Origin of the sequence: Roseomonas fluvialis (genome assembly GCF_022846615.1) — a bacterium.
Taxonomy (GTDB): Bacteria; Pseudomonadota; Alphaproteobacteria; order Acetobacterales; family Acetobacteraceae; genus Neoroseomonas; species Neoroseomonas fluvialis.
On record NZ_AP025637.1, the window covers coordinates 2,581,852 to 2,607,524 of the forward strand.

At 67.9% G+C, this 25,673-nt stretch carries 25 protein-coding genes and 3 tRNA genes; 3 read left to right on the plus strand and 25 right to left on the minus strand.

Translation table 11 applies throughout. The features are described 5' to 3' along the window. Nucleotides 1-4 precede the first annotated feature (4 nt). The 22 genes from nuoK to tmk all read right to left on the minus strand — a co-directional run bounded on the left by nuoK (nucleotide 5) and on the right by tmk (nucleotide 19,953). Nucleotides 5-331 carry an NADH-quinone oxidoreductase subunit NuoK gene (gene nuoK / locus MWM08_RS12530; RefSeq protein ID WP_244459774.1) on the minus strand — a complete coding sequence of 109 codons (327 nt, stop codon included), beginning with the start codon at nucleotides 329-331 and terminating at the stop codon, nucleotides 5-7. After that, nucleotides 315-998, minus strand: a complete 684-nt coding sequence (locus MWM08_RS12535; protein WP_244459775.1) for an NADH-quinone oxidoreductase subunit J — start codon at nucleotides 996-998, stop codon at nucleotides 315-317. The genes nuoK and MWM08_RS12535 overlap by 17 nt, the downstream gene beginning before the upstream one ends. A gap of 7 nt (nucleotides 999-1,005) precedes the next feature. After that, the gene (gene nuoI, locus MWM08_RS12540; RefSeq protein ID WP_244459776.1) at nucleotides 1,006-1,494 is read right to left on the minus strand and encodes an NADH-quinone oxidoreductase subunit NuoI; all 489 of its coding nucleotides are present in this window, start codon (nucleotides 1,492-1,494) and stop codon (nucleotides 1,006-1,008) included. Between the two features lie 10 nt (nucleotides 1,495-1,504). Further along, nucleotides 1,505-2,515, minus strand: coding sequence for an NADH-quinone oxidoreductase subunit NuoH (gene nuoH, locus MWM08_RS12545; protein WP_244459777.1), 1,011 nt, complete (start codon nucleotides 2,513-2,515; stop codon nucleotides 1,505-1,507). A gap of 4 nt (nucleotides 2,516-2,519) precedes the next feature. Beyond that, nucleotides 2,520-4,544 carry an NADH-quinone oxidoreductase subunit NuoG gene (gene nuoG, locus MWM08_RS12550; RefSeq protein WP_244459778.1) on the minus strand — a complete coding sequence of 675 codons (2,025 nt, stop codon included), beginning with the start codon at nucleotides 4,542-4,544 and terminating at the stop codon, nucleotides 2,520-2,522. Nucleotides 4,545-4,550: 6 nt separating this feature from the next. After that, nucleotides 4,551-5,846, minus strand: coding sequence for an NADH-quinone oxidoreductase subunit NuoF (gene nuoF / locus MWM08_RS12555; protein WP_244459779.1), 1,296 nt, complete (start codon nucleotides 5,844-5,846; stop codon nucleotides 4,551-4,553). A 2-nt stretch (nucleotides 5,847-5,848) separates the two neighbouring features. After that, complete coding sequence (locus tag MWM08_RS12560; protein WP_244459780.1) at nucleotides 5,849-6,487, minus strand: complex I 24 kDa subunit family protein; 639 nt, start codon at nucleotides 6,485-6,487, stop codon at nucleotides 5,849-5,851. Continuing rightward, nucleotides 6,484-7,704, minus strand: a complete 1,221-nt coding sequence (locus tag MWM08_RS12565; RefSeq protein ID WP_244459781.1) for an NADH-quinone oxidoreductase subunit D — start codon at nucleotides 7,702-7,704, stop codon at nucleotides 6,484-6,486. The genes MWM08_RS12560 and MWM08_RS12565 overlap by 4 nt, the downstream gene beginning before the upstream one ends. After that, entirely contained in the window at nucleotides 7,701-8,363 is a 663-nt protein-coding gene (locus MWM08_RS12570) for an NADH-quinone oxidoreductase subunit C (protein ID WP_423816036.1), read from the minus strand. The genes MWM08_RS12565 and MWM08_RS12570 overlap by 4 nt, the downstream gene beginning before the upstream one ends. Next, nucleotides 8,356-8,910 (minus strand): NuoB/complex I 20 kDa subunit family protein, encoded by a 555-nt coding sequence (locus MWM08_RS12575; protein WP_244459782.1) that lies wholly within the window; start codon nucleotides 8,908-8,910, stop codon nucleotides 8,356-8,358. Before MWM08_RS12575 ends, MWM08_RS12570 begins: the two co-directional genes overlap by 8 nt. Before the next feature lie 8 nt (nucleotides 8,911-8,918). Further along, nucleotides 8,919-9,287, minus strand: a complete 369-nt coding sequence (locus MWM08_RS12580) for an NADH-quinone oxidoreductase subunit A (RefSeq protein ID WP_198371823.1) — start codon at nucleotides 9,285-9,287, stop codon at nucleotides 8,919-8,921. A 218-nt stretch (nucleotides 9,288-9,505) separates the two neighbouring features. Beyond that, nucleotides 9,506-9,582 (minus strand) — tRNA-Asp (locus tag MWM08_RS12585). Nucleotides 9,583-9,758: 176 nt separating this feature from the next. Next, nucleotides 9,759-9,831 (minus strand) — tRNA-Val (locus MWM08_RS12590). A 124-nt stretch (nucleotides 9,832-9,955) separates the two neighbouring features. Then, nucleotides 9,956-10,231, minus strand: coding sequence for an HU family DNA-binding protein (locus MWM08_RS12595; RefSeq protein WP_244459783.1), 276 nt, complete (start codon nucleotides 10,229-10,231; stop codon nucleotides 9,956-9,958). 244 nt (nucleotides 10,232-10,475) lie between these two features. Beyond that, a complete protein-coding gene (lon, locus tag MWM08_RS12600) occupies nucleotides 10,476-12,881 on the minus strand; it encodes an endopeptidase La (protein ID WP_244459784.1) in 2,406 nt (801 codons plus the stop codon). Between the two features lie 133 nt (nucleotides 12,882-13,014). Beyond that, nucleotides 13,015-14,271 carry an ATP-dependent Clp protease ATP-binding subunit ClpX gene (gene clpX, locus MWM08_RS12605; protein WP_230164621.1) on the minus strand — a complete coding sequence of 419 codons (1,257 nt, stop codon included), beginning with the start codon at nucleotides 14,269-14,271 and terminating at the stop codon, nucleotides 13,015-13,017. A 111-nt stretch (nucleotides 14,272-14,382) separates the two neighbouring features. Beyond that, nucleotides 14,383-15,033, minus strand: a complete 651-nt coding sequence (gene clpP / locus MWM08_RS12610) for an ATP-dependent Clp endopeptidase proteolytic subunit ClpP (protein ID WP_423816037.1) — start codon at nucleotides 15,031-15,033, stop codon at nucleotides 14,383-14,385. Between the two features lie 113 nt (nucleotides 15,034-15,146). Further along, nucleotides 15,147-15,941, minus strand: coding sequence for an MBL fold metallo-hydrolase (locus tag MWM08_RS12615; protein WP_244459785.1), 795 nt, complete (start codon nucleotides 15,939-15,941; stop codon nucleotides 15,147-15,149). A gap of 4 nt (nucleotides 15,942-15,945) precedes the next feature. Further along, the gene (locus MWM08_RS12620; protein WP_244459786.1) at nucleotides 15,946-16,719 is read right to left on the minus strand and encodes a TatD family hydrolase; all 774 of its coding nucleotides are present in this window, start codon (nucleotides 16,717-16,719) and stop codon (nucleotides 15,946-15,948) included. Next, a complete protein-coding gene (gene metG, locus MWM08_RS12625; RefSeq protein ID WP_244459787.1) occupies nucleotides 16,719-18,293 on the minus strand; it encodes a methionine--tRNA ligase in 1,575 nt (524 codons plus the stop codon). Before metG ends, MWM08_RS12620 begins: the two co-directional genes overlap by 1 nt. Nucleotides 18,294-18,325: 32 nt before the next feature. Then, nucleotides 18,326-19,324, minus strand: coding sequence for a DNA polymerase III subunit delta' (locus tag MWM08_RS12630; RefSeq protein ID WP_244459788.1), 999 nt, complete (start codon nucleotides 19,322-19,324; stop codon nucleotides 18,326-18,328). Then, complete coding sequence (tmk, locus tag MWM08_RS12635; RefSeq protein WP_480461614.1) at nucleotides 19,324-19,953, minus strand: dTMP kinase; 630 nt, start codon at nucleotides 19,951-19,953, stop codon at nucleotides 19,324-19,326. Before tmk ends, MWM08_RS12630 begins: the two co-directional genes overlap by 1 nt. Before the next feature lie 115 nt (nucleotides 19,954-20,068). Here tmk and radC point away from each other — a divergent pair, with 115 nt between their 5' ends. Next, a complete protein-coding gene (gene radC / locus MWM08_RS12640) occupies nucleotides 20,069-20,926 on the plus strand; it encodes a RadC family protein (protein ID WP_244459790.1) in 858 nt (285 codons plus the stop codon). On the opposite strand, the gene MWM08_RS12645 is transcribed toward radC, so the two are convergent. From MWM08_RS12645 to MWM08_RS12655, 3 genes are read right to left on the minus strand one after another with little or no spacing between them, the layout of a single operon-like run. Then, a complete protein-coding gene (locus MWM08_RS12645; RefSeq protein WP_244459791.1) occupies nucleotides 20,923-22,131 on the minus strand; it encodes a D-alanyl-D-alanine carboxypeptidase family protein in 1,209 nt (402 codons plus the stop codon). The genes radC and MWM08_RS12645 overlap by 4 nt on opposite strands. A 31-nt stretch (nucleotides 22,132-22,162) precedes the next feature. Further along, on the minus strand, nucleotides 22,163-23,032 hold the full coding sequence (locus tag MWM08_RS12650) for a septal ring lytic transglycosylase RlpA family protein (RefSeq protein ID WP_244459792.1): 870 nt from the start codon (nucleotides 23,030-23,032) through the stop codon (nucleotides 22,163-22,165). Continuing rightward, nucleotides 23,029-24,060 carry a lytic murein transglycosylase gene (locus tag MWM08_RS12655; protein ID WP_244459793.1) on the minus strand — a complete coding sequence of 344 codons (1,032 nt, stop codon included), beginning with the start codon at nucleotides 24,058-24,060 and terminating at the stop codon, nucleotides 23,029-23,031. Before MWM08_RS12655 ends, MWM08_RS12650 begins: the two co-directional genes overlap by 4 nt. Before the next feature lie 104 nt (nucleotides 24,061-24,164). Here MWM08_RS12655 and MWM08_RS12660 point away from each other — a divergent pair, with 104 nt between their 5' ends. After that, nucleotides 24,165-25,565 carry an MmgE/PrpD family protein gene (locus MWM08_RS12660; protein WP_244459794.1) on the plus strand — a complete coding sequence of 467 codons (1,401 nt, stop codon included), beginning with the start codon at nucleotides 24,165-24,167 and terminating at the stop codon, nucleotides 25,563-25,565. A gap of 13 nt (nucleotides 25,566-25,578) precedes the next feature. Next, nucleotides 25,579-25,666 (plus strand) — tRNA-Ser (locus MWM08_RS12665). Nucleotides 25,667-25,673: the final 7 nt, after the last annotated feature.

The window sequence follows — 25,673 nt, forward strand, 5'->3', positions numbered from 1 at the left end:
GCGCTCAGCCCTTCAGGGTCGAGATATCCTCGACCTCGATAGTCCCGCGGTTGCGGAAGTAGATGACCACGATCGCGAGGCCGATCGCCGCCTCGGCCGCGGCGACGGTCAGGATGAACATGGTGAAGACCTGGCCGGTGAGGTCCCCCAGCGCGGCCGAGAAGGCCACCAGGTTCAAATTCACCGCGAGCAGGATCAGTTCCACCGACATCAGGATGACGATGACGTTCTTCCGGTTGAGGAAGATGCCGAAGACCCCCAGCACCAGCAGGATGGCCGAGACGGTCAGGAAATGCGCGAGCGAGACGGCCATCTCAATGGTGCCCCCCATGGCCATGATGCTCGACCTGCTTGGGCGGGGCTTCATCAGGCGATGGCGGGCGTTCGATGCCGATCTCCTTCAGCCCGACGCCCATCGGCACCTGGCGCACCGAGACGGACCCCGACCGCGACACCTGCGCGCCGATATCCTGCCGCTTCGTGCCTGGGCGGTCGCGATGCGTCAGCACGATGGCGCCGATCATCGCCACCAGCAGGATCACGCCGCTGCCCTGGAACAGGTAGATGTAGTCCGTATAGAGGATGCGACCGAGCGCCTCGGCATTCGTCACGCCTTCGGGGTTCGGGTTCAGTCGAAGTGCGGCGGCCTCCGGCGCGAAGCGCCAGACCGTCACCACCATGAAGAGTTCCAGCAGCAGGATCCCGCCGATCACGGCGCCGAACGGCGCGTAGCGCTGGAAGCCCTCGCGCAGCTGCGCGAAGTCGATGTCGAGCATCATCACCACGAACAGGAACAGCACCGCGACCGCGCCGACATAGACGATGACCAGGATCATCGCGAGGAACTCAGCCCCCGCGATCAGGAACAGCCCCGCCGCGTTGAAGAAGGCCAGGATCAGGAACAGCACGGAATGCACCGGGTTGCGGCTGGTCACCACCATGACGGCGGAGGCGATCAGCACCGCCGCGAAAGCGTAGAAGGCAAGGGTTGCGATCATCGTGAGGTCACCGGTACGGCGCGTCGAGGCGCAGGCGTTCCGCGAGCATCGGCTCCCAGCGGTCGCCATTGTCGAGCAGCTTCTCCTTGGTGAAGATCAGCTCCTCGCGCGTCTCGGCGGCGAATTCCATGTTGGGGCCCTCAACGATGGCGTCGACTGGGCAGGCTTCCTCGCACAGACCGCAATAGATGCACTTCGTCATGTCGATGTCGTAGCGCGTGGTGCGGCGGGATCCGTCCTCGCGCGGCTCGGCCTCGATGGTGATGGCCTGGGCGGGGCAGACCGCTTCGCAGAGCTTGCAGGCGATGCAGCGTTCCTCGCCATTGGGATAGCGGCGCAGCGCGTGCTCCCCCTTGAAGCGCGGGCCGAGCGGGCCGCGCTCGAACGGGTAGTTCAGCGTCACCTTCTTCTTGAAGAAATACTTCAGCGTCAGCGCCATGCCCGAAACCAGTTCGGTCAGCAGCAGGCCGCGGGCGAGACGATCGAGGGAGGCCATGGTCAGATCCTCACGCCGGAAGCCAGCCGGTGAGCTTCAGCACGAGCGCCGTCAACACCAGCCAGGCCAGGCTGAACGGGAGGAACACTTTCCAGCCCAGGCGCATCAGCTGGTCGTAGCGGTAGCGCGGGAAGGTCGCGCGCACCCAGATGAAGGTGAACAGGCACAGGCAGATCTTGGCGACGAACCAGACCGGCCCGGGCACCCAGTTGAACGGCGCGATGTCGATCGGCGGCAGCCACCCACCCAGGAACAGGATGGTGGTCAGCGCCGACATCAGGATCATGTTCGCGTATTCGCCGAGGAAGAACAGCGCGAAGGACATCGAGCTGTATTCGACGAAGAAGCCGGCGACGAGTTCGGACTCGCCCTCGGGCAGATCGAAGGGCGCGCGGTTGGTCTCCGCCAGCGTCGAGATGAAGAAGATCACGAACATCGGGAAGAGCGGGATCGCGAACCAGACGGTGGACTGCGCGCGCACGATCTCGGTCAGGTTCAGCGAGCCCACGCACAGCAGCACGGTCACGATGACGAAGCCCATGGAGACTTCGTAGGACACCATCTGCGCCGCCGATCGCAGCGCGCCGAGGAAGGCGTATTTCGAATTCGACGCCCAGCCCGCGATGATCACGCCGTACACGCCCAGGCTGCTGATTGCGAACAGATACAGGATGCCGACATTGATGTCGGCAATCGCCCAGCCGTCATTCACCGGGATCACCGCCCAGGCCAGCATCGCCAGCATGAAGGTCAGCATCGGGGCCAACAGGAACAGGACACGGTTCGCGCCAGTCGGCACGATCGTCTCCTTCATCAGCATCTTGATGGCGTCGGCAAAGGGTTGGAACAGGCCGAAGGGACCGACGACATTAGGTCCCTTGCGGAGTTGCATCGCCGCCAGGACCTTGCGTTCCGCGTAGGTCAGGTAGGCGACACCAACCAGCAGCGGCACCAGCAGCGCCAGCGCCTTCACCACGGTCAGGGCCAGGATGCCGACCGGATGGTTGAAGAAGAAGTCCATCGCTCTATTCCGCCGCCATTGCTGGCTGTGGCCCATAGACAGCGGCACAGGTGGCCATGGTGTCGGATGCGCGGCTGATCACATCGGCCTGATGATAGACAGGGATCGGCAGCACGAAGGGCGCGTCCGTCGGTGTGCCGCCGGCCGGCGCGGTGATGTCGCTGCAGCCGGCGCGCACCACGTCGCCCACGCGCGCAAAGACCGGGCTGACTGTCGCCAGCCGCGCACGGATCGCGTTGGTGTCGTCATAGGGCAGCGTCTTGCCGACACCCTCGCTGTAGGCGCGGAGGATGCGCCAATCCTCCTTCGCTTCGCCGGGCGGGAAGATGGCCAGGCGCCCGCGCTGTGCGCGACCCTCGGTATTCACCCAGGTCGCGTCCTTCTCGGTGTACGCGGCGCCGGGCAGGATTACATCGGCCCGCGCGGCCATCGCATCGCCATGGTGGCCCTGGTAGATCACGAAGGTGCTGGGCGCGATGCGCGACGGCTCGAAGCCATCCGCGTTCAGCAGCCACAACGCATCGACGCCGCCGGCGAGCATGTCGCTCAGCGGCTTGCCCTGCACGAAGCCGAGTTCCAGCGCACCCACCTGGCCGCCGAACAGATGCAGCAGGTTGAAGCCGTGCCAGTCTGGCGTCAGCGCGCCCACATCCGCCGCCAACTGCCACGCCGCCGCCAGCACCGCCGCGCCATCGGCGCGCTGCAAGGCGCCGCGGCCAAGGATGATCATCGGCTTCTGCGCGGCCTTCAGCGTCTCGGCGAAGGCGGCCATCGCGGCGGGCCCCTCGCCCAGGTGCTGCGCCGGGTAGGTCAGGTCCACGCCGCGCGGCCCGACGAAGCCGATCGGGAACTTCCCCGCCGTCCAGCGCTTGCGGATACGCGCGTTCAACACCGGCGCCTCGCGACGCACGTCGCTGCCGATGATCAGCAGCGCATCCGCTTCCTCAATGCCGGCAATGGTGGTGTTGAAGCGGAAGAAGTCAGGCCGCGACGCATCGATCGCCGCGAAATCGTCGCGGCAATCCAGGTTCGTCGACCCATAGGCTGCCATCAGGTCCTTGAGTGCCAGCAGGCTCTCCGCATCCGCCAGCGCGCCCGCGACGGCGCCGATGCGCTCACCCGGCAGTGACGACAGCTTCGTCGCAATGGCCGCAAAGGCTTCGGGCCAGGTCGCCGCGACCAGCTTGCCGTCCTTCTTCACCCAGGGACGGTCCAGCCGCCGCCGCTTCAGCCCGTCGAAGGAGAAGCGGCCGCGATCGGCTATCCATTCCTCGTTCACCGCCTCGTTGATGCGCGGGATGATGCGCAGCACCTCCGGCCCGCGCGCATCGACGCGGATATTCGCACCCACCGCATCCAGCACGTCGATGCTGTCGGTCTTCGTCAATTCCCAGGGCCGCGACACGAAGGCATAGGGGCGCGAGGTCAGCGCCCCCACCGGGCAGATGTCGATCAAATTGCCCGACAGTTCGGACGTCAGCGCCTTCTCCACATAGGTGCCAATCTCCATGTTCTCGCCGCGGTTGGTGCCGCCCAGTTCGGGCGTGCCGGCGACCTCGGCGCTGAAGCGGACGCAGCGCGTGCACTGGATGCAGCGGTTCATCACCGTCTTCACCAGCGGGCCGATGTCCTTGTCCTTCACCGCGCGCTTGGGTTCCTCGTAGCGCGACTTGTCGTGGCCATACGCGACGGCCTGGTCCTGCAGGTCGCACTCGCCACCCTGGTCGCAGATCGGGCAATCCAGCGGGTGGTTGATGAGCAGGAATTCCATCACGTTGCGCCGCGCCTGGCGCACCACGGCGGTGTCGGTGAACACCTTCATCCCGTCCATGACGGGGTACGCGCAGGACGCCACGGGCTTGGGCGCCTTCTCCACTTCCACCAAGCACATGCGGCAGTTGCCGGCGACCGACAGGCGTTCGTGATAGCAGAAGCGCGGCACTTCCTTGCCAGCGGCCTCGCAGGCCTGCAGCACGGAGGCGCCGTTCGGGACCTCGACCTCGATGCCGTCGATGGTGACCTTCGCCATGGCGCGTTACTCCGCCGCCAGGCGCGCATGCTGCGCCTTGTACGCCATGATGCGTTCTTCCATCAGCGGTCGGAAATGCCGGATCAGCCCCTGCACCGGCCAGACGCCACCATCCGCCAGTGCGCAGATGGTGTGCCCCTCGATCCGGCGCGTGACGTTCTCGAGCACGTCGATCTCCTCGATCTCCGCATTGCCCGTGACCATCCGGTTCATCAGCCGCATCTGCCAGCCCATGCCTTCGCGGCAGGGCGTGCATTGGCCGCAGCTCTCGTGCTTGTAGAAGGCCGCCAGCCGAGCGATCGCCTTGATCACGTCGGTCGACTTGTCCATCACGATCACGCCCGCGGTGCCGAGGCCCGACTTGTGTTCGCGCAGCGCGTCGAAATCCATCAGCACGTCGTCGCAGATGTGCTTGGGCAGCAGCGGCGTCGACGAACCGCCGGGGATGACACACAGCAGGTTGTCCCACCCGCCGCGCACGCCGCCGGCGTAGCGCTCGATGAGTTCCCGCATCGGGATGCTCATCTCGGCTTCCACGTTGCAGGGCTTGTTCACATGGCCCTGGATGCAGAAGATCTTGGTGCCGGAATTCTTCGGCCGCCCGAAGCTGGCGAACCACGCGCCGCCGCGCCGCATGATCTCCGGAACCACGGCGATGGTCTCGACATTGTTCACCGTGGTCGGGCACCCATAGAGCCCGACGGCGGCCGGAAACGGCGGCTTCAGCCGCGGCATCCCCTTCTTGCCTTCGAGGCTTTCGATCAGCGCCGTCTCTTCGCCGCAGATATAAGCCCCTGCCCCGCGATGGACATAGAGGTCGAAATCATACCCGGACCCTGCTGCGTTCTTGCCGAGCAACCCGGCTTCGTAGGCTTCCGCGATCGCCGCTTCGAGCACCACGCTCTCATTGAAGTACTCGCCGCGGATGTAGATGTAGCCGGCCACCGCACCCATTGCGAAGCCGGCGATCAGGCAGCCCTCGACCAGCGTGTGCGGATCGTGGCGAATGATGTCGCGGTCCTTGCAGGTGCCGGGTTCGGATTCATCCGCGTTCACGACCAGGTAGGACGGCCGCCCATCCGACTGCTTCGGCATGAAGGACCACTTCATGCCGGTCGGGAAGCCGGCGCCGCCGCGGCCGCGCAGGCCGGAATTCTTCATCTCCTCGATGATGCCGTCGCGACCGCGCGCGAGGATCGTCGCTGTCCCGTCCCAGTTCCCGCGCATGCGCGCCGCAGCCAGGTTCCAGGGCTGCGTGCCGTACAGATTCTGGAAAATGCGGTCCTTGTCGGAGAGCGCCATGGTCATTCCTGCTCCGCGCCGGTGAGGACCTGCGGCCCACCTTCCGGCGCACTGCTCTGCCGCCCGATCGCGCTGCCCGGCGCCGGGCGTTCGCCACGCTTGAGCGATTCGATCAGCGCGACGGTGCGCTCGTAGTCGAGGTCCTCGTAGTAGTCGTCATCCACTGCGATCATCGGCGCGTTCACGCAGGCACCCATGCACTCCATCTCGGTCAGCGTGAACAGCCCATCCGCACTGGTGTCGCCATAGCCCTTCAGCGCGCCGGCATCCTTGCAGGCGCGCAGCACGTCATCGGACCCGCGCAGCCAGCACGGCGTCGTGCCGCACACCTGCAGGTGGTATCGCCCGATCGGCTTGGTGTTGAACATGAAGTAGAAGGTCGCGACCTCGTAGACGCGGATCGGCGGCATGGACAACCGGTCCGCCACCACATCCATCGCAACCCGCGGCACCCAGGCGCTGCCGGTCTGCCGGCCCATCTGCTTCTGCACGACATACAACAGCGGGATCACCGCGCTGGCCTGCTTGCCTTCGGGGTAGCGCTTGATGACCGTGGCGATCTTCGCCTCGCTCTCGGCATCGAAGGCGAAGGCGGTCGGTTCGTCGTGCGAATGCACGCTGGGCGCAGAAGCGTGGCTCACCGGTCGATCTCCCCGAACACGACATCCAGCGAGCCGATCACCGCCACCGCGTCGGCCAGCATGTGCCCCTTCGACAGCACTTCCATCGCCTGCAGATGCGCGTATCCCGGCGCGCGGATCTTGCAGCGGTACGGCTTGTTGGTGCCGTCCGCGACCAGATACACGCCGAACTCGCCCTTCGGCGCCTCGGTCACGGTGTAGGTGCTGCCGGCGGGCACGTGATAGCCCTCGGTATAGAGCTTGAAGTGATGGATCAGCGCTTCCATCGACCGCTTCATCTCACCACGCGACGGCGGCGCGATCTTGTTGTCCAGCACCTTCACCGGGCCGGGCTTCATCTGCGCCAGGCACTGCTCGATGATGCGCAGCGACTGCCGCATCTCGAGCATCCGCACCAGATAGCGGTCGTAGCAATCGCCGCGGGTGCCGACCGGCACGTCGAATTCCATGCGGTCATACACGTCATAGGGCTGCGACTTCCGCAGATCCCACGCGCAGCCTGACGCGCGCAGGCAGGGGCCGGAGAAGCCCCACTCCATCGCCTGCTCCGCCGTCATCACGCCGATATCGACGGTGCGCTGCTTGAAAATGCGGTTCTCCGTCAGCAGCGTCGCGAGGTCGTCGATGAAGGCGGGGAACTTGCGCGCCCAGTCAGCGATGCGCTCCTCCAGCCCCGGCGGCAGGTCCTTCGCGACACCACCCGGCCGGAAGTAGTTGGCATGGTAGTGGCTGCCCGACACCTGCTCGTAGAATTCAAGCAGCGTCTCGCGCTGCTCGAAGCCCCACAGCGCCGGCGTGATGGCGCCGCAATCCAGCGCATAGGTCGTGATGTTCAGCAGGTGGTTCAGCACCCGCGTCACCTCGGCAAACAGCACGCGGATATACTGCGCACGCTCCGGCACCTCGATCCCCAGCAGACGTTCCGTCGCCAGTGCGAAGGGGTGCTCCATGCACATCGGGCTGACGTAATCGAGGCGGTCGAAATACGGCAGCGCCTGGATGTAGGTCTTGTGCTCGATCAGCTTCTCGGTGCCGCGATGCAGCAGGCCGATATGCGGGTCGGCGCGCTCGACGATCTCGCCCTTCATCTCGAGGATCAGGCGCAGCACGCCATGCGCGGCCGGGTGCTGCGGGCCGAAATTGATGGTGTGGCTCTCGACCTCGATGCTGCGCTTGACCGTCTCGACGGGCGCGTCACCGATCAGGGGCTGGCTCATGCCGGGCCCTCCAGGCGGTTGAGGTGGATCTTCTCGTCGCCCGGGAGCGTGGTCATGCCTTCCCAAGGGCTCAGGTAGTCGAAGTTGCGGAATTCCTGCGCGAGCTGCACCGGGCCATAGGCCACGCGCTTCAGTTCCTCGTCGTAGCGCAGCTCGACGAAGCCGGTCAGCGGGAAGTCCTTGCGCAGCGGGTGGCCTTCAAAGCCGTAGTCGGTCAACAGGCGGCGCAGGTCGACCTGGCCGGCGAAGACCACGCCGTACATGTCCCACGTCTCACGCTCGTACCAGGTGGCACTCGCGTAGATGCCGGCGATCGAGGGGACCGGCGAATCGGCGTCGGTGGTGACCACCACGCGCAGCCGTTGATTATGCGCGAGGCTGAGCAGGTTATAGACCACCTCGAATCGCTCGGCCCGCTCAGGCCAGTCGACGCCGCAGATGTCCATGCACTGTTCGAACGCGAAGCGCGGGTCGTCGCGCAGCAGCGTCATCAGCACGGGTAGCGCGTTGCGCTGCGCATGCAGCACAAGTTCCGCGCCACGCAGGATCGACACATCCGTGACGATACCGCCAGCGGCCGCCGCGATGGCGGCCCCCAGAGCGCGCAGCGGGTTCTCGGGCGCGGCCGGTTCGGCCGCCGCGATCTCGTTCTCAGCCACGAAGGATGGTCCCCGTTCGGCGGATTTTCTTCTGCAGCTGCAGGATGCCGTAGACCAGCGCCTCGGCCGTCGGCGGGCAGCCCGGCACGTACACATCCACAGGCACGATGCGATCGCAGCCGCGCACCACGCTGTAGGAATAGTGATAGTAGCCGCCGCCGTTCGCGCAGGACCCCATGCTGATCACCCAGCGCGGCTCGCTCATCTGGTCGTAGACCTTGCGCAGCGCGGGGGCCATCTTGTTGGTCAGCGTGCCGGCCACGATCATCACGTCCGACTGCCGCGGCGACCCGCGCGGGATGATGCCGAACCGGTCGAGGTCGTAGCGCGCCATGTAGGCGTGGATCATCGGTACCGCGCAGCACGCGAGCCCGAAGGTCATCGGCCACAGCGAACCGGTGCGCGCCCAGTTCACCACCTTGTCGATGTTCGCGACGACGAAGCCCTTGTCCTGCATCTCGTCCGTGACGCGGCCGATCACCGCATCCTGCGCAGCACCGGGGGCCAGCGCGTCCTTGTTCCAGGCGATGTCGTTGGCGCTGTTCATGGGCCGCGTCACTCCCAGTCCAGGGCGCCTTTGCGCCACTCGTAGACGAAGCCCACCGTGAGCACGAACAGGAAGCCCATCATCGAGCAGAACCCCAGCCAGCCTATGTCCCCAAGTGCGATCGCCCAGGGAAACAGGAAGGCCACTTCCAGGTCGAAAATGATGAACAGGATCGCGACCAGGTAGAACCGCACGTCGAAGCGCCGGCGCGTGTCGTCGAAGGGTGCGAAGCCGCATTCATAGGCCGAGAGCTTCTCGGCATAGGGTTTCTGTTTCGCCGCGAGGAAAGCGCCGCCCACCATGGCGATGGCAATTCCCGCCGCGATGCCCAGGAAGACGAGCACCGGAAAATACGCGGCCAGCAGCGGCTCGGTCATCTCAACCTCAACTCCCCTGCCCTGTTCCGGGCATGCGGCTGCTACGCCTGGGCTTTTGCCGCAGCGCAGCGCGGGCGGACATTAGCCGCCCTTGGGACGCTCCGCCATAGGTCGCGGCGTCCCGTTTTCAAGCATTCTCGTTACGATGGGCTGGGTGCAGATGCGACAGCGGCGCCGGGCTTGTGCCGCGGCGCCGCTGTTCGATCGCTTCTGTCGCGTGGCGCGAGTGACGGGGCTCGAACCCGCGACCTCCGGCGTGACAGGCCGGCGCTCTAACCAACTGAGCTACACCCGCTCGCGACAGGTGGCGGGGGATACGGGGTGGGACGGGTTTCGTCAAGCGGGGTTGCACGGCGGTGTTGTGCCGGATGGTTGGCCGCGCCGCGACGCGGTGCGTCGCCGGTCGCTTCTCTCTGCACTCCGGGGGGATTCATCGCGTCGCACGCCGCCCGCGGCGTGCGACGCGATGAATGGGCGCTGACGGGATCGAACCGCCGACATCCTGCGTGTAAAGCAGGCGCTCTACCAGCTGAGCTAAGCGCCCCCAGCCGCTCCCGTAGCGCAGTCGCGTGCGCCGCGCGAGAGCGCGATTCGCGCCATGCCGCAAACACGAAGGGCCGGCCCTCGCGGACCGGCCCTCCTTGTGAACACTGCCGAAGCCGGCGTGATCAGTTCACGGCGTCCTTCAGGCCCTTGCCGGCCTTGAAGCGCACGGTCGTGCTGGCGGGGATCTTGATCTCCTCGCCGGTGCGCGGATTGCGGCCCTTGCCGGCCTTGCGCTTGGAGGTCGAGAAGGTGCCGAAGCCGACCAGGCGAACCTCGCCGCCCTTCTTCGACAGCGCCTTTTCGATCGCGGTAAACACCGCGTCCACGACGTCGCCCGTCTTCGCCTTCGGCAGATCGGTCGCCTCGGCGACGGCGGCGATGAGGTCCTGCTTGTTCACTGGGGTATCCCTCCGTTGGTCCCGCGATGACAGCCGCGCGCGATTCGCCCGGCTTGGTCGGGGCGGAGAGTAGGAGCGCCGATTTCGCAACGTCAACGAGAGACCGCCCGATTCGCGGCGGAAAACCGCCATTCACGGGCTGTGATGCGGCAAAACTGCAACGCTTCCCTCGGTTTTCCACAAGAAACCCCGGCGAAGCCACGCTCCGCCGGGGTTTTTCGGGCACCGAAGTGTGAACGAAACGTCAGTGCGGCAGCACGGTCCCCACGCTGCCCTGCTCCGGCCCGCGCGGCGCCGGGGTCTCCTCCGGCTCCTCCCAGACGATCGGCTCGGGCTTCTTCACCAGGGCACGCTGGATCACCTCGTCGACGTGGGAGACCACGACCAGCTCGAGGTTCTTCTTCACGTTGTCCGGGATCTCCGCGAGGTCCTTCTCGTTGTCCTTCGGGATGAACACGGTCTTGATGCCCGCGCGCAGCGCGGCCAGCAGCTTCTCCTTCAGACCGCCGATCGGCAGCACACGCCCGCGCAGCGTGATCTCGCCCGTCATGGCGATGTCGCGCCGCACCGGAATGCCCGTGAGCACCGACACGATCGACGTCGCCATCGCGATGCCCGCCGACGGACCATCCTTCGGCGTCGCACCTTCCGGCACGTGCACGTGGATGTCGCGCTTCTCGAACATCGTCGGCTTGAGGCCAAAGGTGGTCGAGCGCGACCGCACATAGGACATCGCGGCGGACACGCTCTCCTGCATCACGTCGCCGAGCTTGCCGGTCGTCTTCACGTTGCCCTTGCCGGGCACCATCACGCTCTCGATGGTCAGGATCTCCCCGCCCACCTCGGTCCAGGCCAGGCCGGTGACGACACCGACCATGTCCTCGGCCTCGGCCTCGCCGTAGCGGAACTTCCGCACGCCGGCGAACTTCTCGAGGTTGCGCGCTGTGATCGCGACCTTCTTCGACTTCTTGGAGACGATCTCCTTAACCGCCTTGCGCGCCAGGCCCGCGATCTCGCGTTCCAGGTTCCGGACGCCGGCCTCGCGCGTGTAGTAGCGCACCAGGTCGCGGATCGCTTCCTCGGACAACGACCACTCCGTCGGCTTCAGCCCGTTCGCCTCGCTCACCTTCTTCATCAGGTGGCGCTTGGCGATCTCGATCTTCTCATCCTCGGTGTAGCCGGGGATGCGGATGATCTCCATGCGATCGAGCAGCGGCTGCGGCATGCGCAGGCTGTTCGCGGTGGTCACGAACATCACGTCCGAGAGGTCGTAGTCGACTTCCAGGTAGTGGTCGGCGAAGGTGCTGTTCTGCTCCGGATCCAGCACCTCGAGCAGCGCGGACGACGGGTCCCCGCGCCAATCGGCGCCGAGCTTGTCGATCTCATCGAGCAGGAACAGCGGGTTGCTGGTCTTGGCCTTCTTCATCCCCTGGATGACCTTGCCCGGCATCGAGCCGATATAGGTCCGGCGATGGCCGCGCACCTCGGCCTCGTCGCGCACACCGCCCAGCGACATGCGCACGAAATTGCGCCCCGTCGCCTTCGCGATGGACTTGCCGAGCGAGGTCTTGCCCACGCCCGGCGGTCCCACCAGGCACAGGATCGGCCCGCGAATCTTCGGGCTGCGCGACTGCACCGCCAGGTACTCGATGATGCGTTCCTTGACCTTCTCCAGGCCGTAGTGGTCGGCCTCGAGCACGCCCTCGGCCACCGTGATGTCGTTGCGCACCTTCGAGCGCTTCTTCCACGGGATCGACAGCATCCAGTCGAGGTAGTTGCGCACCACCGTCGCCTCGGCGGACATGGGCGACATGGTGCGGAGCTTCTTGAGCTCCTGCAGCGCCTTCTCGCGCGCTTCCTTCGACAGCTTGGTGGCCTTGATGCGGGCTTCCAGCTCGGCCGCCTCGTCCTTGCCGTCCTCGCCTTCGCCGAGCTCCTTCTGGATCGCCTTGAGCTGCTCGTTCAGGTAGTATTCGCGCTGCGTCTTCTCCATCTGCCGCTTCACGCGGTTGCGGATGCGCTTCTCCACCTGCAGCACGCCGATCTCGCCCTCCATGTGGGCAAAGACGCGCTCGAGCCGCGCGGTGACGGACGGCGTCTCCAGCAGCTCCTGCTTCTCGGGAATCTTGAGGCCCAGATGCGAGGCCACGGTGTCAGCGAGCTTCGCCGGCTCCTCGATCTGGTTGATCGAGACCAGCACCTCGGGCGCGATTTTCTTGTTGAGCTTGATGTACTGCTCGAACTGCGAGACCACGGTGCGCGCCAGCGCCTCGGCCTCGCGCGCTTCGGTGGTCGTCTCTTCGACCACTTCGGCGAAGGCCTCGAAGTAATTCGCGGTTTCCTTGAACGCGGCGATCTTGGCGCGGCGGCCGCCCTCGACCAGCACCTTCACCGTGCCGTCGGGCAGCTTCAGCAGCTGCAGCACCGTCGAAACGGTGCCGACCTGGTACAGGTCGTCCGCGCCCGGGTCGTCCTGCGCCGCGTTCTTCTGGGCGACAAGCAGGATCTGCTTGTCCTCCTTCATCACCGCTTCCAGGGCGCGCACGGATTTCTCGCGGCCAACGAACAGCGGGACGATCATGTGCGGGAACACCACGATGTCCCTCAAGGGGAGCACCGGGAGGAGTTCGCCGCGGATGGTATCCGTCATGTGACCTCACAGTGGACAGTCGGCACCCGGCCCGCCCAAAGGCGGCACGGGCGGGGCGCCACGGTATCTCCCGGATGTGGGGGGGCCGCGGCACCCGCTCAAGATCTTGACGGGGCGCGCACGCCCCGCTGCATCAGGCGGAGGTCTGCTCCGCCGGCCGTTCCCCGTAGATGAACAGCGGCTGGGCGCGGCTTTCCGCGACCTCGCGGTTCACCACGACCTCCTCGACCGATTCCAGGCCGGGAAGGTCAAACATGGTCGACAGCAGGATGGCTTCCATGATGGACCGCAGCCCGCGCGCGCCGGTCTTGCGCTGGATGGCCCGCGTCGCGACGGCCTTCAGCGCGTCCTCGGTGAAGGTGAGCTTCGCCCCCTCCATCTCGAACAGCCGGGCATATTGTTTGACCAGCGCGTTCTTGGGCTTGGTCAGGATCTCGATCAGCGCCTTCTCGTCCAGGTCGTCGAGCGTGGCCACGACCGGCAGGCGGCCGATGAATTCCGGGATCAGGCCGAACTTCAGCAAATCCTCGGGCTCGACCTCGCGCAGGATCTGGCCGGTGCGGCGTTCGTCGGGGTCGCGCACCTCGGCACCGTAGCCGATGCCCGAACCCTTGCCGCGCTGGCCGATGATGCGCTCGAGGCCCGCGAAGGCGCCGCCGCAGATGAACAGGATGTTCGACGTATCGACCTGCAGGAATTCCTGCTGCGGATGCTTGCGCCCGCCCTGCGGCGGCACCGAGGCGACGGTGCCTTCCATGATCTTCAGCAGCGCCTGCTGCACGCCCTCCCCGCTCACGTCGCGGGTGATGGACGGGTTGTCCGACTTGCGCGAGATCTTGTCGACCTCGTCGATGTAGACGATGCCGCGCTGCGCGCGCTCCACGTTGTAGTCGGCGGCCTGCAGCAGCTTGAGGATGATGTTCTCGACATCCTCGCCGACGTAGCCGGCCTCGGTCAGCGTCGTGGCATCCGCCATGGTGAAAGGCACGTCCAGGATACGCGCCAGCGTCTGTGCCAGCAGCGTCTTGCCCGACCCGGTCGGCCCGACCAGCATGATGTTCGATTTTGCGATCTCGATGTCGGGGTTCTTCCCGCCATGCGCCAGCCGCTTGTAATGGTTGTGCACCGCGACGCTCAGGACCTTCTTCGCGTGGTCCTGCCCGATCACGTAGTCATCCAGGACCTTGCAGATTTCCTTGGGCGTCGGCACCCCGTCGCGCGACTTCACCAGCGTGGTCTTGTGTTCCTCGCGGATGATGTCCATGCACAGTTCGACGCATTCGTCGCAGATGAACACCGTCGGGCCCGCAATGAGCTTGCGGACCTCGTGCTGGGACTTGCCGCAGAACGAGCAGTAGAGGGTGTTCTTGGAATCGCCGGACTTGCTCATGCGCTCTCCGTGTCCCCCGGAAGTGCGGGGAACTGCAACAGGAATGTAGCCCCCGGCCCGGCCGGGGGAAAGCGAAAGCCGCCCGATGGCCTTCCCCGGGCGGCAGCCGCATCACGCCTTCGTGGGTTCGGCCGAGGCCGGCATCGGGCGTTCCTCGACCACATGGTCCACCAGGCCGAAGTCGCGGGCCTCCTCGGCGGACATGTAGCTGTCGCGGTCGAGCTTGCGTTCGATCGCCTCGATCGGCTGGCCGGTGTGCTTCACGTAGATCTCGTTCAGCCGCTGGCGCAGCTTCAGGATCTCGCGCGCCTGGATCTCGATGTCGGTCGCCTGGCCCTGCGCGCCGCCCGAGGGCTGGTGCACCATGATCCGGCTGTTGGGCAGGGCATAGCGCTTCGACTTCGCCCCCGCGCACAGCAGCAGCGAGCCCATCGACGCCGCCTGCCCGATGCACACCGTGCTGACCGGCGAGCGGATGTACTGCATGGTGTCGTACATCGCGAGACCGGCCGAAACCACGCCGCCCGGAGAATTGATGTAGAAGGCGATATCCTTCGACGGGTTCTCGGACTCGAGAAACAGCAGCTGAGCGCAGATCAACGAGGATACCTGGTCGAAGACTGGCCCGGTCAGGAAGATGATGCGTTCCTTCAACAGGCGCGAATAGATGTCGAACGCCCGTTCCCCGCGCGCGGTCTGCTCGATGACCATCGGCACCAGGGTGTTGTTGTAGACTTCGACAGGGTCACGATCCCTGATCATGGCTTGGTCCTTCCGTGGCGGCGGCGGCGAATCAGCCCCGTCCGCTTCGTGGCGAATGTGGGGCATCCCTGGCGGGTGCGAAAGCCCCGCCCCCCATCCTTGTGGCGCGGCGGTCAGCCCGGCAGGTCGAGCACCATGCCGTCATGCCCGGGCTCGACGCCCGGCGGCAGGTGGGCCCGCATCCAGCCATGATCCAGGTCGGGGCTCATATGGGTCAGCACGGTCCGCCGCGGCTTCAGGACATCCACCCATTCCAGCACCTGGTCGAGATTCGCATGCACCTTGTGCGGGCGCCGCTGGAAGCATCCCACCACCCAGGTGTCCAGGCCGTGAAGGCGCGCGAGGCTGTCCGGCGGCAGGCGTACCAGGTCGGTGGAATAGGCGAAGGCCCCGATGCGCAGCCCGAGCGTGTCCATCACCGCATGGTCCTGGCGGAAGGTCTCCACCTGGTGCCCGGCCATCTCGACCGTCTCCCCGGGGTCGAGGCGCACGGGTTCCACCGCGGGGCGGAAGAAGTGCGGCGCGGTCGAGGGCAGAAAGGCGTAGTCGAACCGCTGCCGGAGGATCGACAGCGTGCGCTCCATCCCGAAGGCTTCGAGGGGCCGGCCGGCCAGGCGGTTCAGGATGCGGATCTCGTCCAGGCCCATCACGTGGTCGGCATGGTCGTGGGTGTACAAGATCGCATCTGCCCCCGGCACGCCGCAGGCCAGCATCTGGGTGCGCAGGTCGGGGCCGGTATCGACCAGCAGCCGCCCGGCGCCGGCACCCTCGACCAGAATGGAGGAGCGCGTGCGGCGGTTCAGCGGGTTGGCCGGGTCGCAGGCACCCCACCAGCCGCGGCCATCCTCGCCACCGATCTGCGGCACGCCACCGGAGCCGCCGCAGCCGAGGATCGTGACCTTTAACAAGGCCTTACGAGGCTTTCCTGAATAGACATTGGAAATTAGCGGTCGTCAGGTCCGCCAGCGCTTCGGGCGTCATGCCGCGGGTTTCGGCCAGCACGCGCGCGGTATGCGCGACCATGGCCGGCTCGCAGCGCTTGCCCCGGAACGGCACTGGCGCGAGGTAGGGCGCATCGGTCTCCACCAGCAGCCGTTCGGCCGGAAGATCGCGGGCGATATCTCTGAATTCCTGCGATTTTGGAAACGTCAGGATGCCCGAAAACGAGATGTATCCGCCCATCTCCACCGCGCTTTCCGCCAGCGCGCGCCCGCTGCTGAAGCAGTGCAGCAGGAAGTCGAAGGCTCCCCCGGCGTCCCGTTCCTCCCGCAGGATCGCGATGATGTCGTCATCCGCCTGGCGGGCATGGACCACCAGCGGCAGCCCGGTGATCCGCGCTGCGCGAATGTGGCGGCGGAAATTCTCGGCCTGCGCGTCGCGCGGCGCCTTGTCGTAGAAATAGTCCAGGCCGGACTCACCGATGCCGATGATGCGCGGGTGGTCGGCCTCAGCCGCGATCTGCTCGGGCGTCGGCAAGGGGCCCTCGCCGGCATTGTGGGGGTGGATGCCGACCGTGCCCCAGACCTCGGGGTGGCGTTCGGCGAGTTCCTTCACCTTCGCGGCCTGGGACATGCGCACGCCGATGGTGACCATGCGCCCGACCCCGGCCTCCTTCGCGCGGGCGATGAGGTCGTAGACCTCGGCATCCGCGGAGTGGTCGAGGTGGCAGTGGCTGTCGATCAGCATCAGGCGGCCGCCAGCTCGATCTTGCGGAACAGCGGGGCGGGCGGCGGGAGGTGGGTGCCCTCGGGCAGCGGGGCGGCAAGGGCGGCGAAGTCCCGCGCATCGGGCGGCACGCCGAGCTGGTCAAGCAGCGCGGCCATGGTGGTGGGCATGAAGGGCTGGAGGACGGTGGCGTAGACGCGCAGCGCGTCGTGCAGCGCGCGCAGCACGGCCGCCATGCGCACGAGGTCGGTCTTCTTCAGCGCCCAGGGCGCTTCCTGCGTGATGTAGCCGTTGGCGTCGCGCACCGAAGCCAGGATCGTCTCGAGTGCCAGGTGGAATTCCTGCCGGTCCAGACGCTGACGGACCTGGTCTGTCAGCTTGTGCACCGGGTCGAGCAGCGGCGCGCCGACGGCGGCATCGCCCTGCCCCGGCAATCGCCCCTCGCAATTCCGCTGGATCAGCGACAGCGTTCTGTTCGCAAGATTCCCCAGCGCGTCCGCCAGTTCCCCGTTCAGCCGGTTCACCAGCGCCTTGCGGGAGAAGTCGCCATCCTGCCCGAACGGCACCTCCCGCAGCAGGAAGTAGCGCACGGGATCGAGCCCGAATTCCTCCACTAGCGTGACAGGATCGATCACGTTCCCCAGGGACTTGCTGATCTTCTGCCCTTCATTCGTCCACCAGCCATGGGCAAACACGCGCTTCGCCGTGGGCAGCCCCGCCGCCAGCAGCATCGCCGGCCAGTAGATGGTGTGGAACCGCACGATGTCCTTGCCGACGAAATGCACGTCGGCCGGCCAGAACTTCCAGCGCTGCGCGGTCGTGTCGGGGTACCCGGCGGCGGTGATGTAGTTGGTCAGCGCATCGACCCAGACATACATCACATGCGCCTCGTCGCCCGGTACCTTCACGCCCCACTTGAAGGACGTACGCGAGACGGACAGGTCCAGCTTCGGTGATGCGTCGCCGAATTCCTTCAGCCCCTGCTGGATGAAGGCGCGCACCTCGTTGCGACGGCTCTCGGGCTGGATGTCGATGCGCTCAGCATCGCCCTCGGGTAGGTCGAAGCGGCGCAACAGTTCGGGCAGCCACTTGCCCAGGCGGAAGAAGTAGGACGGCTCGCGCACCCACTCCACCGGCGCGCCGGTCGGCGCGTATTTCACGCCGTCGCGTTCGACGATCTCATCCGCACCGTAGAATGCTTCATCCCGAACGGCGTACCAGCCCTCATAGTCACCGAGGTAGATCTCGCCGCGCTCCGCCAGCACCTTCCACAGCGCGACGCAGGCCGCCTTGTGGCGCGGTTCGGTGGTGCGGATGAAGTCGTCGTTCGAAAAGCCCATGGTGATCGTCAGGTCGCGGAAGGCTTGGCTTACGCGATCTGTGAAGGCCTGCGGGTCCTCGCCGGCATCCTGCGCCGCCTTCTCGACCTTCTGGCCGTGCTCGTCCGTGCCGGTCAGGAAGAACACCTCGTGCCCGTCCAGCCGCTTGAATCGCGCCAGTACGTCGGTCGCGAGCGAGGTGTACGCGTGCCCGATATGGGGCCGGTCGTTCACGTAGTAGATCGGCGTCGTCAGGTAGATCGGTGGCTTCGCCATGGAGTGTCCGGTTCAGGATCCGGACGCCGCCGTCAGGGCCGCGCGAGCCAGTCGAGGCCCGTCAGCACCGCCTGCTTGCGGTCGAGGTTCAACCGCTCGGTGTCGTCCGCAAGGTCGCCGAGCCTATCCCACAGCCCCGCCCACACGGCAAGCGGATGGCGGGCCAGCCAGGGCGGGGCGGCACGCCCGCGCGCGGCGTCGCGCAACGCCCCCGCGATTGCCCCGCGCAGCAGTCCCATGAAGATGCCGAAGGCGCCGCCCGTACGGTCGGCAGCGAGCCTGTCCGCCAGCGCGTGGTCGCGCGGCGGTTCGGGCTTCGCCAGCGCCGCCAGGCTGGCCTCCACCATCGCCTGCAAGTCCAAGCCGCCAGCCTCGGCCAGCGCCATGGCGCGCCCGGGCGCGCCATCCGCCAGTGCCGCAATCCGCGCACGATCGGTCGCCGGCGTGTCGGGCAGCAGGCGCGCGAGCAGCGCTTCCATCTCCGGACCCGCCAGCGGGTTCAGGTCGATCCGCCGGCAGCGGCTGCGGATCGTCGGCAGCAGCTTCTGCGGCGCCGCGCAGACCAGCAGCAGCACCGTCTTCGGCGGCGGTTCCTCGAGCGTCTTGAGCAGCGTGTTCTGCACCGCTGCCTGGTCGGCGCGCTCGGCCTCGTCCAGCACCACCACGCGCCAGCCGCCCTCGGCGGCGGTCTGGGTCAGGAAGCGCACCGCCTCGCGAGCATCCTCGACACGCAGGATACGCTTCACGCCGCGCTCGCCGGTGTTGGGCTCCAGCGTGAAGCAATCGGCATGGGTGTCGGCGGCGACGCGGCGGAACACCGTGCTCGACGGATCGACCGCGAGCGGCGTCGCGCCCCGCGGCATGTCGGCCAGCAGCCACCGCGCGAAGCGCCAGGCCAGCGTTGCCTTGCCGATCCCGGGCGGCCCGCAGATCAGCCAGGCGTGATGCAGCCGGCCCGATCGCGCGGCAGCCTCCATGCTGCGCGCGGCAGCCTCGTGGCCGACCAGGTCGGGATTGGCGCGCGGTTCCATCAGGCCGGCGCGATGCCGAGGCGTGCCTGCACCGCCGCCTGGATCGCTGCCGTCACGGTGTCGGGCCCCTGCCCGGCATCGACGACGACGCAACGCGCGGGCTCCGCCGCCGCTATGCGGCGAAATCCCTCGCGCACCGCGGCGTGGAACGGCAGGCCCATGCGTTCGTAGCGGTCCGCCCCCGACCGCGCGGCCGCGCGCGCCATGCCGGCGTCGGGCGGCAGGTCCAGCACCAGCGTGAGATCAGGCGCGAAGCCGTCCAGCGCGATCGCAGCCAGCCCCGCCCAGACCTCGCGCGACAGCCCCTGCGCGCCCTGGTAGGCCAGGGTGGAATCGGCGAAGCGGTCGCAGACCACCCAGCCCCCGGCATCGAGGAAGGGCCGGATCACCCGCACGACATGTTCCCGTCGCGCGGCGAACATCATCATCGCTTCCGCCACCGGATCCCACGGGCCGTGGCCGAGCAACAGGGACCGGATGCGTTCGGCGCCGGGCGTGCCGCCGGGCTCGCGCGTCCGCAGCACCGGCAGGCCGCGCGCGCCCAGCGACGCCGCCAGCCGCCGCGCCTGGGTGGATTTCCCCGCCCCCTCGCCGCCTTCGAGCGTGATGAACCGACCGCGCATCGCCATACCGCGGGTGTGACGCCGCGGCGCGACGCCGTCAAACCGGCGTGTGTCAATGATCACTTGCAACAATGATCGGATTAATCAATTAAAGGTTGAGACACTTCCCGGAGACGCAGCCATGTGGTTCAGGCGCCTGCGGGGCGGTCCCGCCGAGCCCGCGGCGCCCGACCCCAAGCCGCGCGGCTTCGCCGAGGCCCCAACGCGCTGGGTTCCGCCGGCCCCGCCACCCGACGCCCCCGACGACCCCGGCTACGCCCAGCGTGCACCGGTTCCGCCGCCCGACCGGGGTGACGTCCCCTTCCCCAGCACCGGACCCATCGGCCACCGCTCCCGCATGCGCGACCGCCTGCTCGACCGCGGGCCGGATTCGCTGGCGGACTACGAAATGCTGGAGATGCTGCTGTTCTTCGCCTTCAAGACCGGCGACACCAAGCCGCTCGCGAAGTCGCTGATCAACCGCTACGGCAGTTTCGCCGCGGTGCTCAGCACGCCCGCGGCGCAGTTGATGGCCACACGCGGGCTGGGGCCGCATTCGGTTGCCGCGATCAAGCTGGTGCAGTCTGCCGCGCTGCGCCTCGCGCGGGCCGAAGCCGCCGAGAAGCCCGTGCTGAACAACTGGGACCGGCTGATGGACTACCTGCACGCGGTGATGGCGCGCGAGCGCGTCGAGCAGTTCCGCATCCTGTTCCTCGACACCAAGAACCGCCTGCTGGCCGACGAGGCGCAGGCGCGCGGCACGGTGAACCACACGCCGGTCTACCCGCGCGAGGTGGTCAAGCGCGCCCTCGAACTGCACGCCACCGCGCTGCTGCTGGTGCACAACCATCCCTCGGGCGACCCCACGCCCTCGCGCGAGGACATCGAGATGACCGCCGAGGTGAAGAAGGCAGCCGGCGTGCTGTCCATCGTGGTGCATGACCACGTGATCATCGGCAATGGCCGCGTGTTTTCCTTCCGGCGGGAAGGCCTGCTCTAGCTGCCGAAGACCAGCCTGCTGACCACCGCAGGGATGCGCGAGACGATGCCTAGGCGCTCGACATCCGCACCCGCCATCAGCGGCACTTCAAGCTGCGGGACGCCCTGCCCGCCCACGATCATGGTGCCGATCGTCTGCCCGCGCGCGACCGGGGCGGTGAGCGGCGCCTCGTAGCGCAACCGCACCTGCAGGCGCGACCGCCATTGCCGCGGCAGCGTCAGCACCAGGTCGCGCCCGCCCACCATCGGCACCTTCGACCGCTCGCCCAGGTAGACCGGCACGTCCTCGATCGTGTCCTGGGCGCGGAACAAGACCACCGCCTCGAACTCGCGGAAGGCCCATTCCATCAGGCGCTCGCTCTCCTCTGCTCGCGCGCGCATCGATGGCAGGCCGTTCACCACCAGGATCACGCGCCGGTCACCACGCCGCGCGCTGCCGGTCAGGCCATAGCCCGCTTCCTCGGTGTGCCCGGTCTTGAGCCCATCGGCGCCGGCCACGCGGGCCAGCAGCGGGTTGCGGTTGTCCTGGCTGATGTTGTTGAAGCGGAAGGAACGCTCGTTGTAGTAGCGGTAGTAGTCAGGGAAATCCTCGATGATCCGCCGCGCCAGGATGGCCAGGTCGCGCGCCGTCATCCGGTGCTCGGGGTCGGGCCAGCCGGTCGAGTTGCGGAAATTGCTGTTTTGCAGGCCGATGCGCCGGCCGGTGGTGTTGAGCAACTCGGCGAATTGCTGTTCCGAACCACTGATGGCTTCTGCCAGTACGATGCAGGCATCGTTGCCCGACTGGACGATCACGCCGCGGATCAGGTCCTCGACCTTGATCTGAGCGCCCAGCTCCACGAACATCTTTGAACCGCCCATGCGCCAGGCGCGCTCGCTGACGGGCAGCGCCTGATCCAGTTGCAGCCGGCCGGCCTTCAACTGTTCAAACACCACGTACATCGTCATCAGCTTCGACATCGACGACGGCGGCATCAGCTGGTCGGCGTTCTTCTCCAGCAGCACGGCGCCGGTGGCGAAATCCACGATCAACGCCTGGCGCGCCGCGACATCGAGCGGGCCGAGCGGCGTGTCGGCCGGCGCGCCGGCCGGGCGCGTCGGGCCAGGCTGCCGGCGGCCCGGCTGAGCCGGCCGGTTCTGCGCAAGCGCAGGCGCGGCAACCAATGCGCCGGCGGCACCCCCGAGCAGCGAACGGCGATGGGTCATGGCGGGCACCTCTCCCGAATCGGCGGGCATGTCAGTCCACCAGGATGCGCGCGCCTGATACGCCGGCGGCAAGCGTTCTCTCAAGCGCCGCGTCGGCCGCCGCGACGGTGTCGAAGGGGCCGGCGCGGACGCGGAATTGCTGGTCGCGCGCCGGACCGAACGCTTCGACCCGCGCGCCGGGCACCCGTGCGGCGAGCCGCGCGGCGGCCTCGGGGCGCGACAGCGTGCCGGCCTCGACCAGGATGCGTCCCGGCCGCGGGGCGTCCTGCGCGACCGTCTCGGGCAGCGGAATGTCGCGTGGCGGGGCCGCAACCGGCATCGCCGCGGGTGCGCCGGCCGGGGCCGGCGCGCGTGCCGGGGCGGCGCTGCGCGCACCGGGCGGCGCGTCCAGGCTCTCGGCGGCCACGGCAGCGCGTGGCGCGGCCTCGATCGGCAAGGGCGGGCGCTCGGCCGCCGGCGCTGATTCGGCCAACGCGCGGCTGCGCTCCTGGTCCACCGCCACGCGCACCTGCGCAACGCCGCCCGCCGGGATGCCGAGCAGCGTCGCCGCGCGATCCGACAGGCCGATCACGCGGCCTGGATTCACCGGCCCGCGGTCATTCACCCGCACCAGCAGCGTGCGGCCATTCTGGAGGTTGGTCACTGCCACAACCGCGGGCAGTTGCAGCGTGCGGTGCGCAGCGAGCGCTCGGCTGTCGCTCCAGGCCTCGCCATTGGCGGTGCGCGCGTTCCAGCCCGGCACGGCGTGGCGCGTCGCAAGGCCGGTCTCGACGCTGGAGAAATCCTCGCGCGGGTACGACCATGTGCCGCCCATCCGGTACGGATCGCCGACCACGTAGCGCGCCGGCGGCGTGGCGCAGCCGCCCAGGAGCGCCAGCAGCAGCAGCGCGATGCGCGTCATCCCACGCGGTCCGACAGCAGGCCCACCGCCAACGCGTAGTTCACAGGCGAATTATAGCGCCGGATCACCCGCAGGTTGTGGTGGCCGAGGAAGACCTGCCCGGCCCCGCGCGAGGGCAGCACCACGCTGGCGTCCGGCCCGTCGGGCAGCGCCCCGCCGGCGGCGGTGCGCCAGCCCATACGTGCGAAGTCGCGCATCGGGCGGCGGGATTCGGTGTCAGCGCCGGCCAGCGTGAAGCCCGCGGGCGGACGCGCCTCGAGGCCCCAGGACTCGCCCTCGCGCCAGCCATTGCGCTGGAAGTAGTGCGCGATCGACCCGAGCGCATCGGCGCGGCTGTCCCAGATGTCGCGCCGCCCGTCGCCGTCGAAATCCACCGCCAGGCGGTCGAAGTTGGACGGCATGAATTGTGGCTGGCCCATCGCGCCGGCCCAGGACCCGCGCATGCGCTCGGCGCGGATATGGCCTTCGTCGATGATCTTCAGCGCGGCGAACAGTTCGTTGCGGAAATACGCGGCACGGCGGCCTTCCCAGGCGAGGGTGGCGAGGGCCTCGATCACGCCGAAGCCGCCGGTATTGCCGCCGTAATTGGTCTCGACCCCCCAGATCGCGACGATCACGCGCGGGGAGACGCGGTAGCGCTGTTCGATCCGCCGCAGCAGGTCGGCATTCTCGCGGTACAGGCGCTGGCCGTTCTGGATGCGGGTCGGCGTGACCATGATGCGGTCACGGTAGTCTTCCCAGGGCAGCCCGCCCTCGGCCTGGCGGCGGTCGAGTTCGATCACGCGGCGGTTCGCCTGCACGCCGGCGAAGGCCGCGTTCACCGTGGCCTGCGAAATGCCGCGCCGCCGTGCCTCGGTCTTCACGCCGTCGACGAAGCGATCGAAGGCGACGGAGGATATCGGTTCGACCGGCAACGGCGCCGCCGGCGCCGGCGTCGGCGCGGCGGGCACGGATGCGGGGGACGGCACGGCGGCCGCGCCGCATCCGGCAAGGGGGACGGCGGCGAGCAGGGTTCGACGGCGGATCATGCGACCCACCTGCCATGTGCGTCCGGGCGATGCAAACGCTGGTTGCTGCCTTGGCCGGGGCGCGGGGAATGCTACAACGCACGCACATCCAGGAGGACAACGCCATGGCCGCCGTCACGCGCGAACTTGCAGCCTTTACCGCCGCGATCCGCTTCGAGGCGCTGCCCACCGAGGTCCAGGAGCGCACCCGCTTCCTCGTGCTCGACCTGGTCGGCAACATGCTGCGCGGGCGTCACGATGCCGAGAGCACGGCGCCGTTGCTGGCCGCAGTGCGCTCGCTGGGTCTGGCGGCGGGTTCGGCGGCGGTTTTCGGCGATTCGGCGCGCTACACGCCGGCCGGCGCGGCGCTGGTGAACGGCACCACCGCGCATTCGCTCGACTTCGACGACACCCATGCCGCCGGCACGCTGCACCCCGGCGCGCCGGTGATCCCGGCGGCCCTGGCGGCGGCCGAGATGGTGGGCGCGGATGGCCGCACCGTGCTGGCCGCGATCGTCGCCGGGTATGAAGTGACTTGCCGGCTGGCGCTGTCCCTGCCCGGCGGCGACCATTACGACCGGGGCTACCATCCGACCGCGACCTGCGGCGCCTTTGGCGCTGCCGCGGCGGCTGCGCGCGTGTTCGGGCTGAGCGCCGCGCAGATCGAGGACGCCTTCGGCATCGCGCTGTCCCAGGCCGCGGGGTCGCTGCAGTTCCTGGCGAACGGCGCCTGGACGAAGCGCTTCCAGGTCGGCTGGTCGGCACTGAACGGCCTGACCGCCGCGTCGCTGGCGCGCGAAGGCTTCCGTGGCGCGGGCGAGGCGCTGGAAGGCCGCGCCGGCTTCCTGCGCGCCTATGCCCCCAACCCGAAGCCCGAGCGCGCGCTACAGGGCCTGGGCACCGAGTGGGAGCTGATGGAAACCGCGGTGAAGCCCTACCCGTCCTGCCGCTACGGGCATGCCAACGTGGATGCGGCGCTGGCCCTTCGCGCTGAGCTGGGCCTCAAGGCCGAGGAGATCGAGAGCGTCACCATGGGCCTGCCCAACAAGGGCATGCTGCTGGTCGGCGCGCCGACGCAGTACAAGCAGAACCCGCAGAACATCGTGGACGGGCAGTTCTCCGGCCCCTTCGTCGTCGCCTGCGCGCTGGCGCGCGGGCATTTCGGCTGGGACAGCTACGCGTGGCTGCAGGATGCGGACCTGCGCGCGTTGATGAAGAAGATCCTCCCGGTCGAGGATGCCGAGGTCGAGGCCGACTTCCCCGACTACATGTCCGGCAAGCTGACGGTGAAGGCGCGCGGGCAGACCTTCGTGAAGAAGATCCAGGTGCCCAAGGGCGAGCCCGCCAACTTCCTGACCGAGGCCGAACTGCGCGCGAAGTTCCATGGCTTGGCAGACGCCGTGCTCGGGGCCGATCGCGCCCGCGCGCTGGCCGATGCGGTGCTGAACCTGGACAAGGCGGCGGATGTGCACGCGATGCTGCGGCTCGGCGCGCCGATGATGGCCGCACGCCTCGCCGGCGAGTAGCGGCACGACATGCGGAAGGGTGGCCGAGCGGTCTATGGCAGCGGTCTTGAAAACCGCCAGGGTGCAAGCCCTCGTGGGTTCGAATCCCACCCCTTCCGCCACCTGACC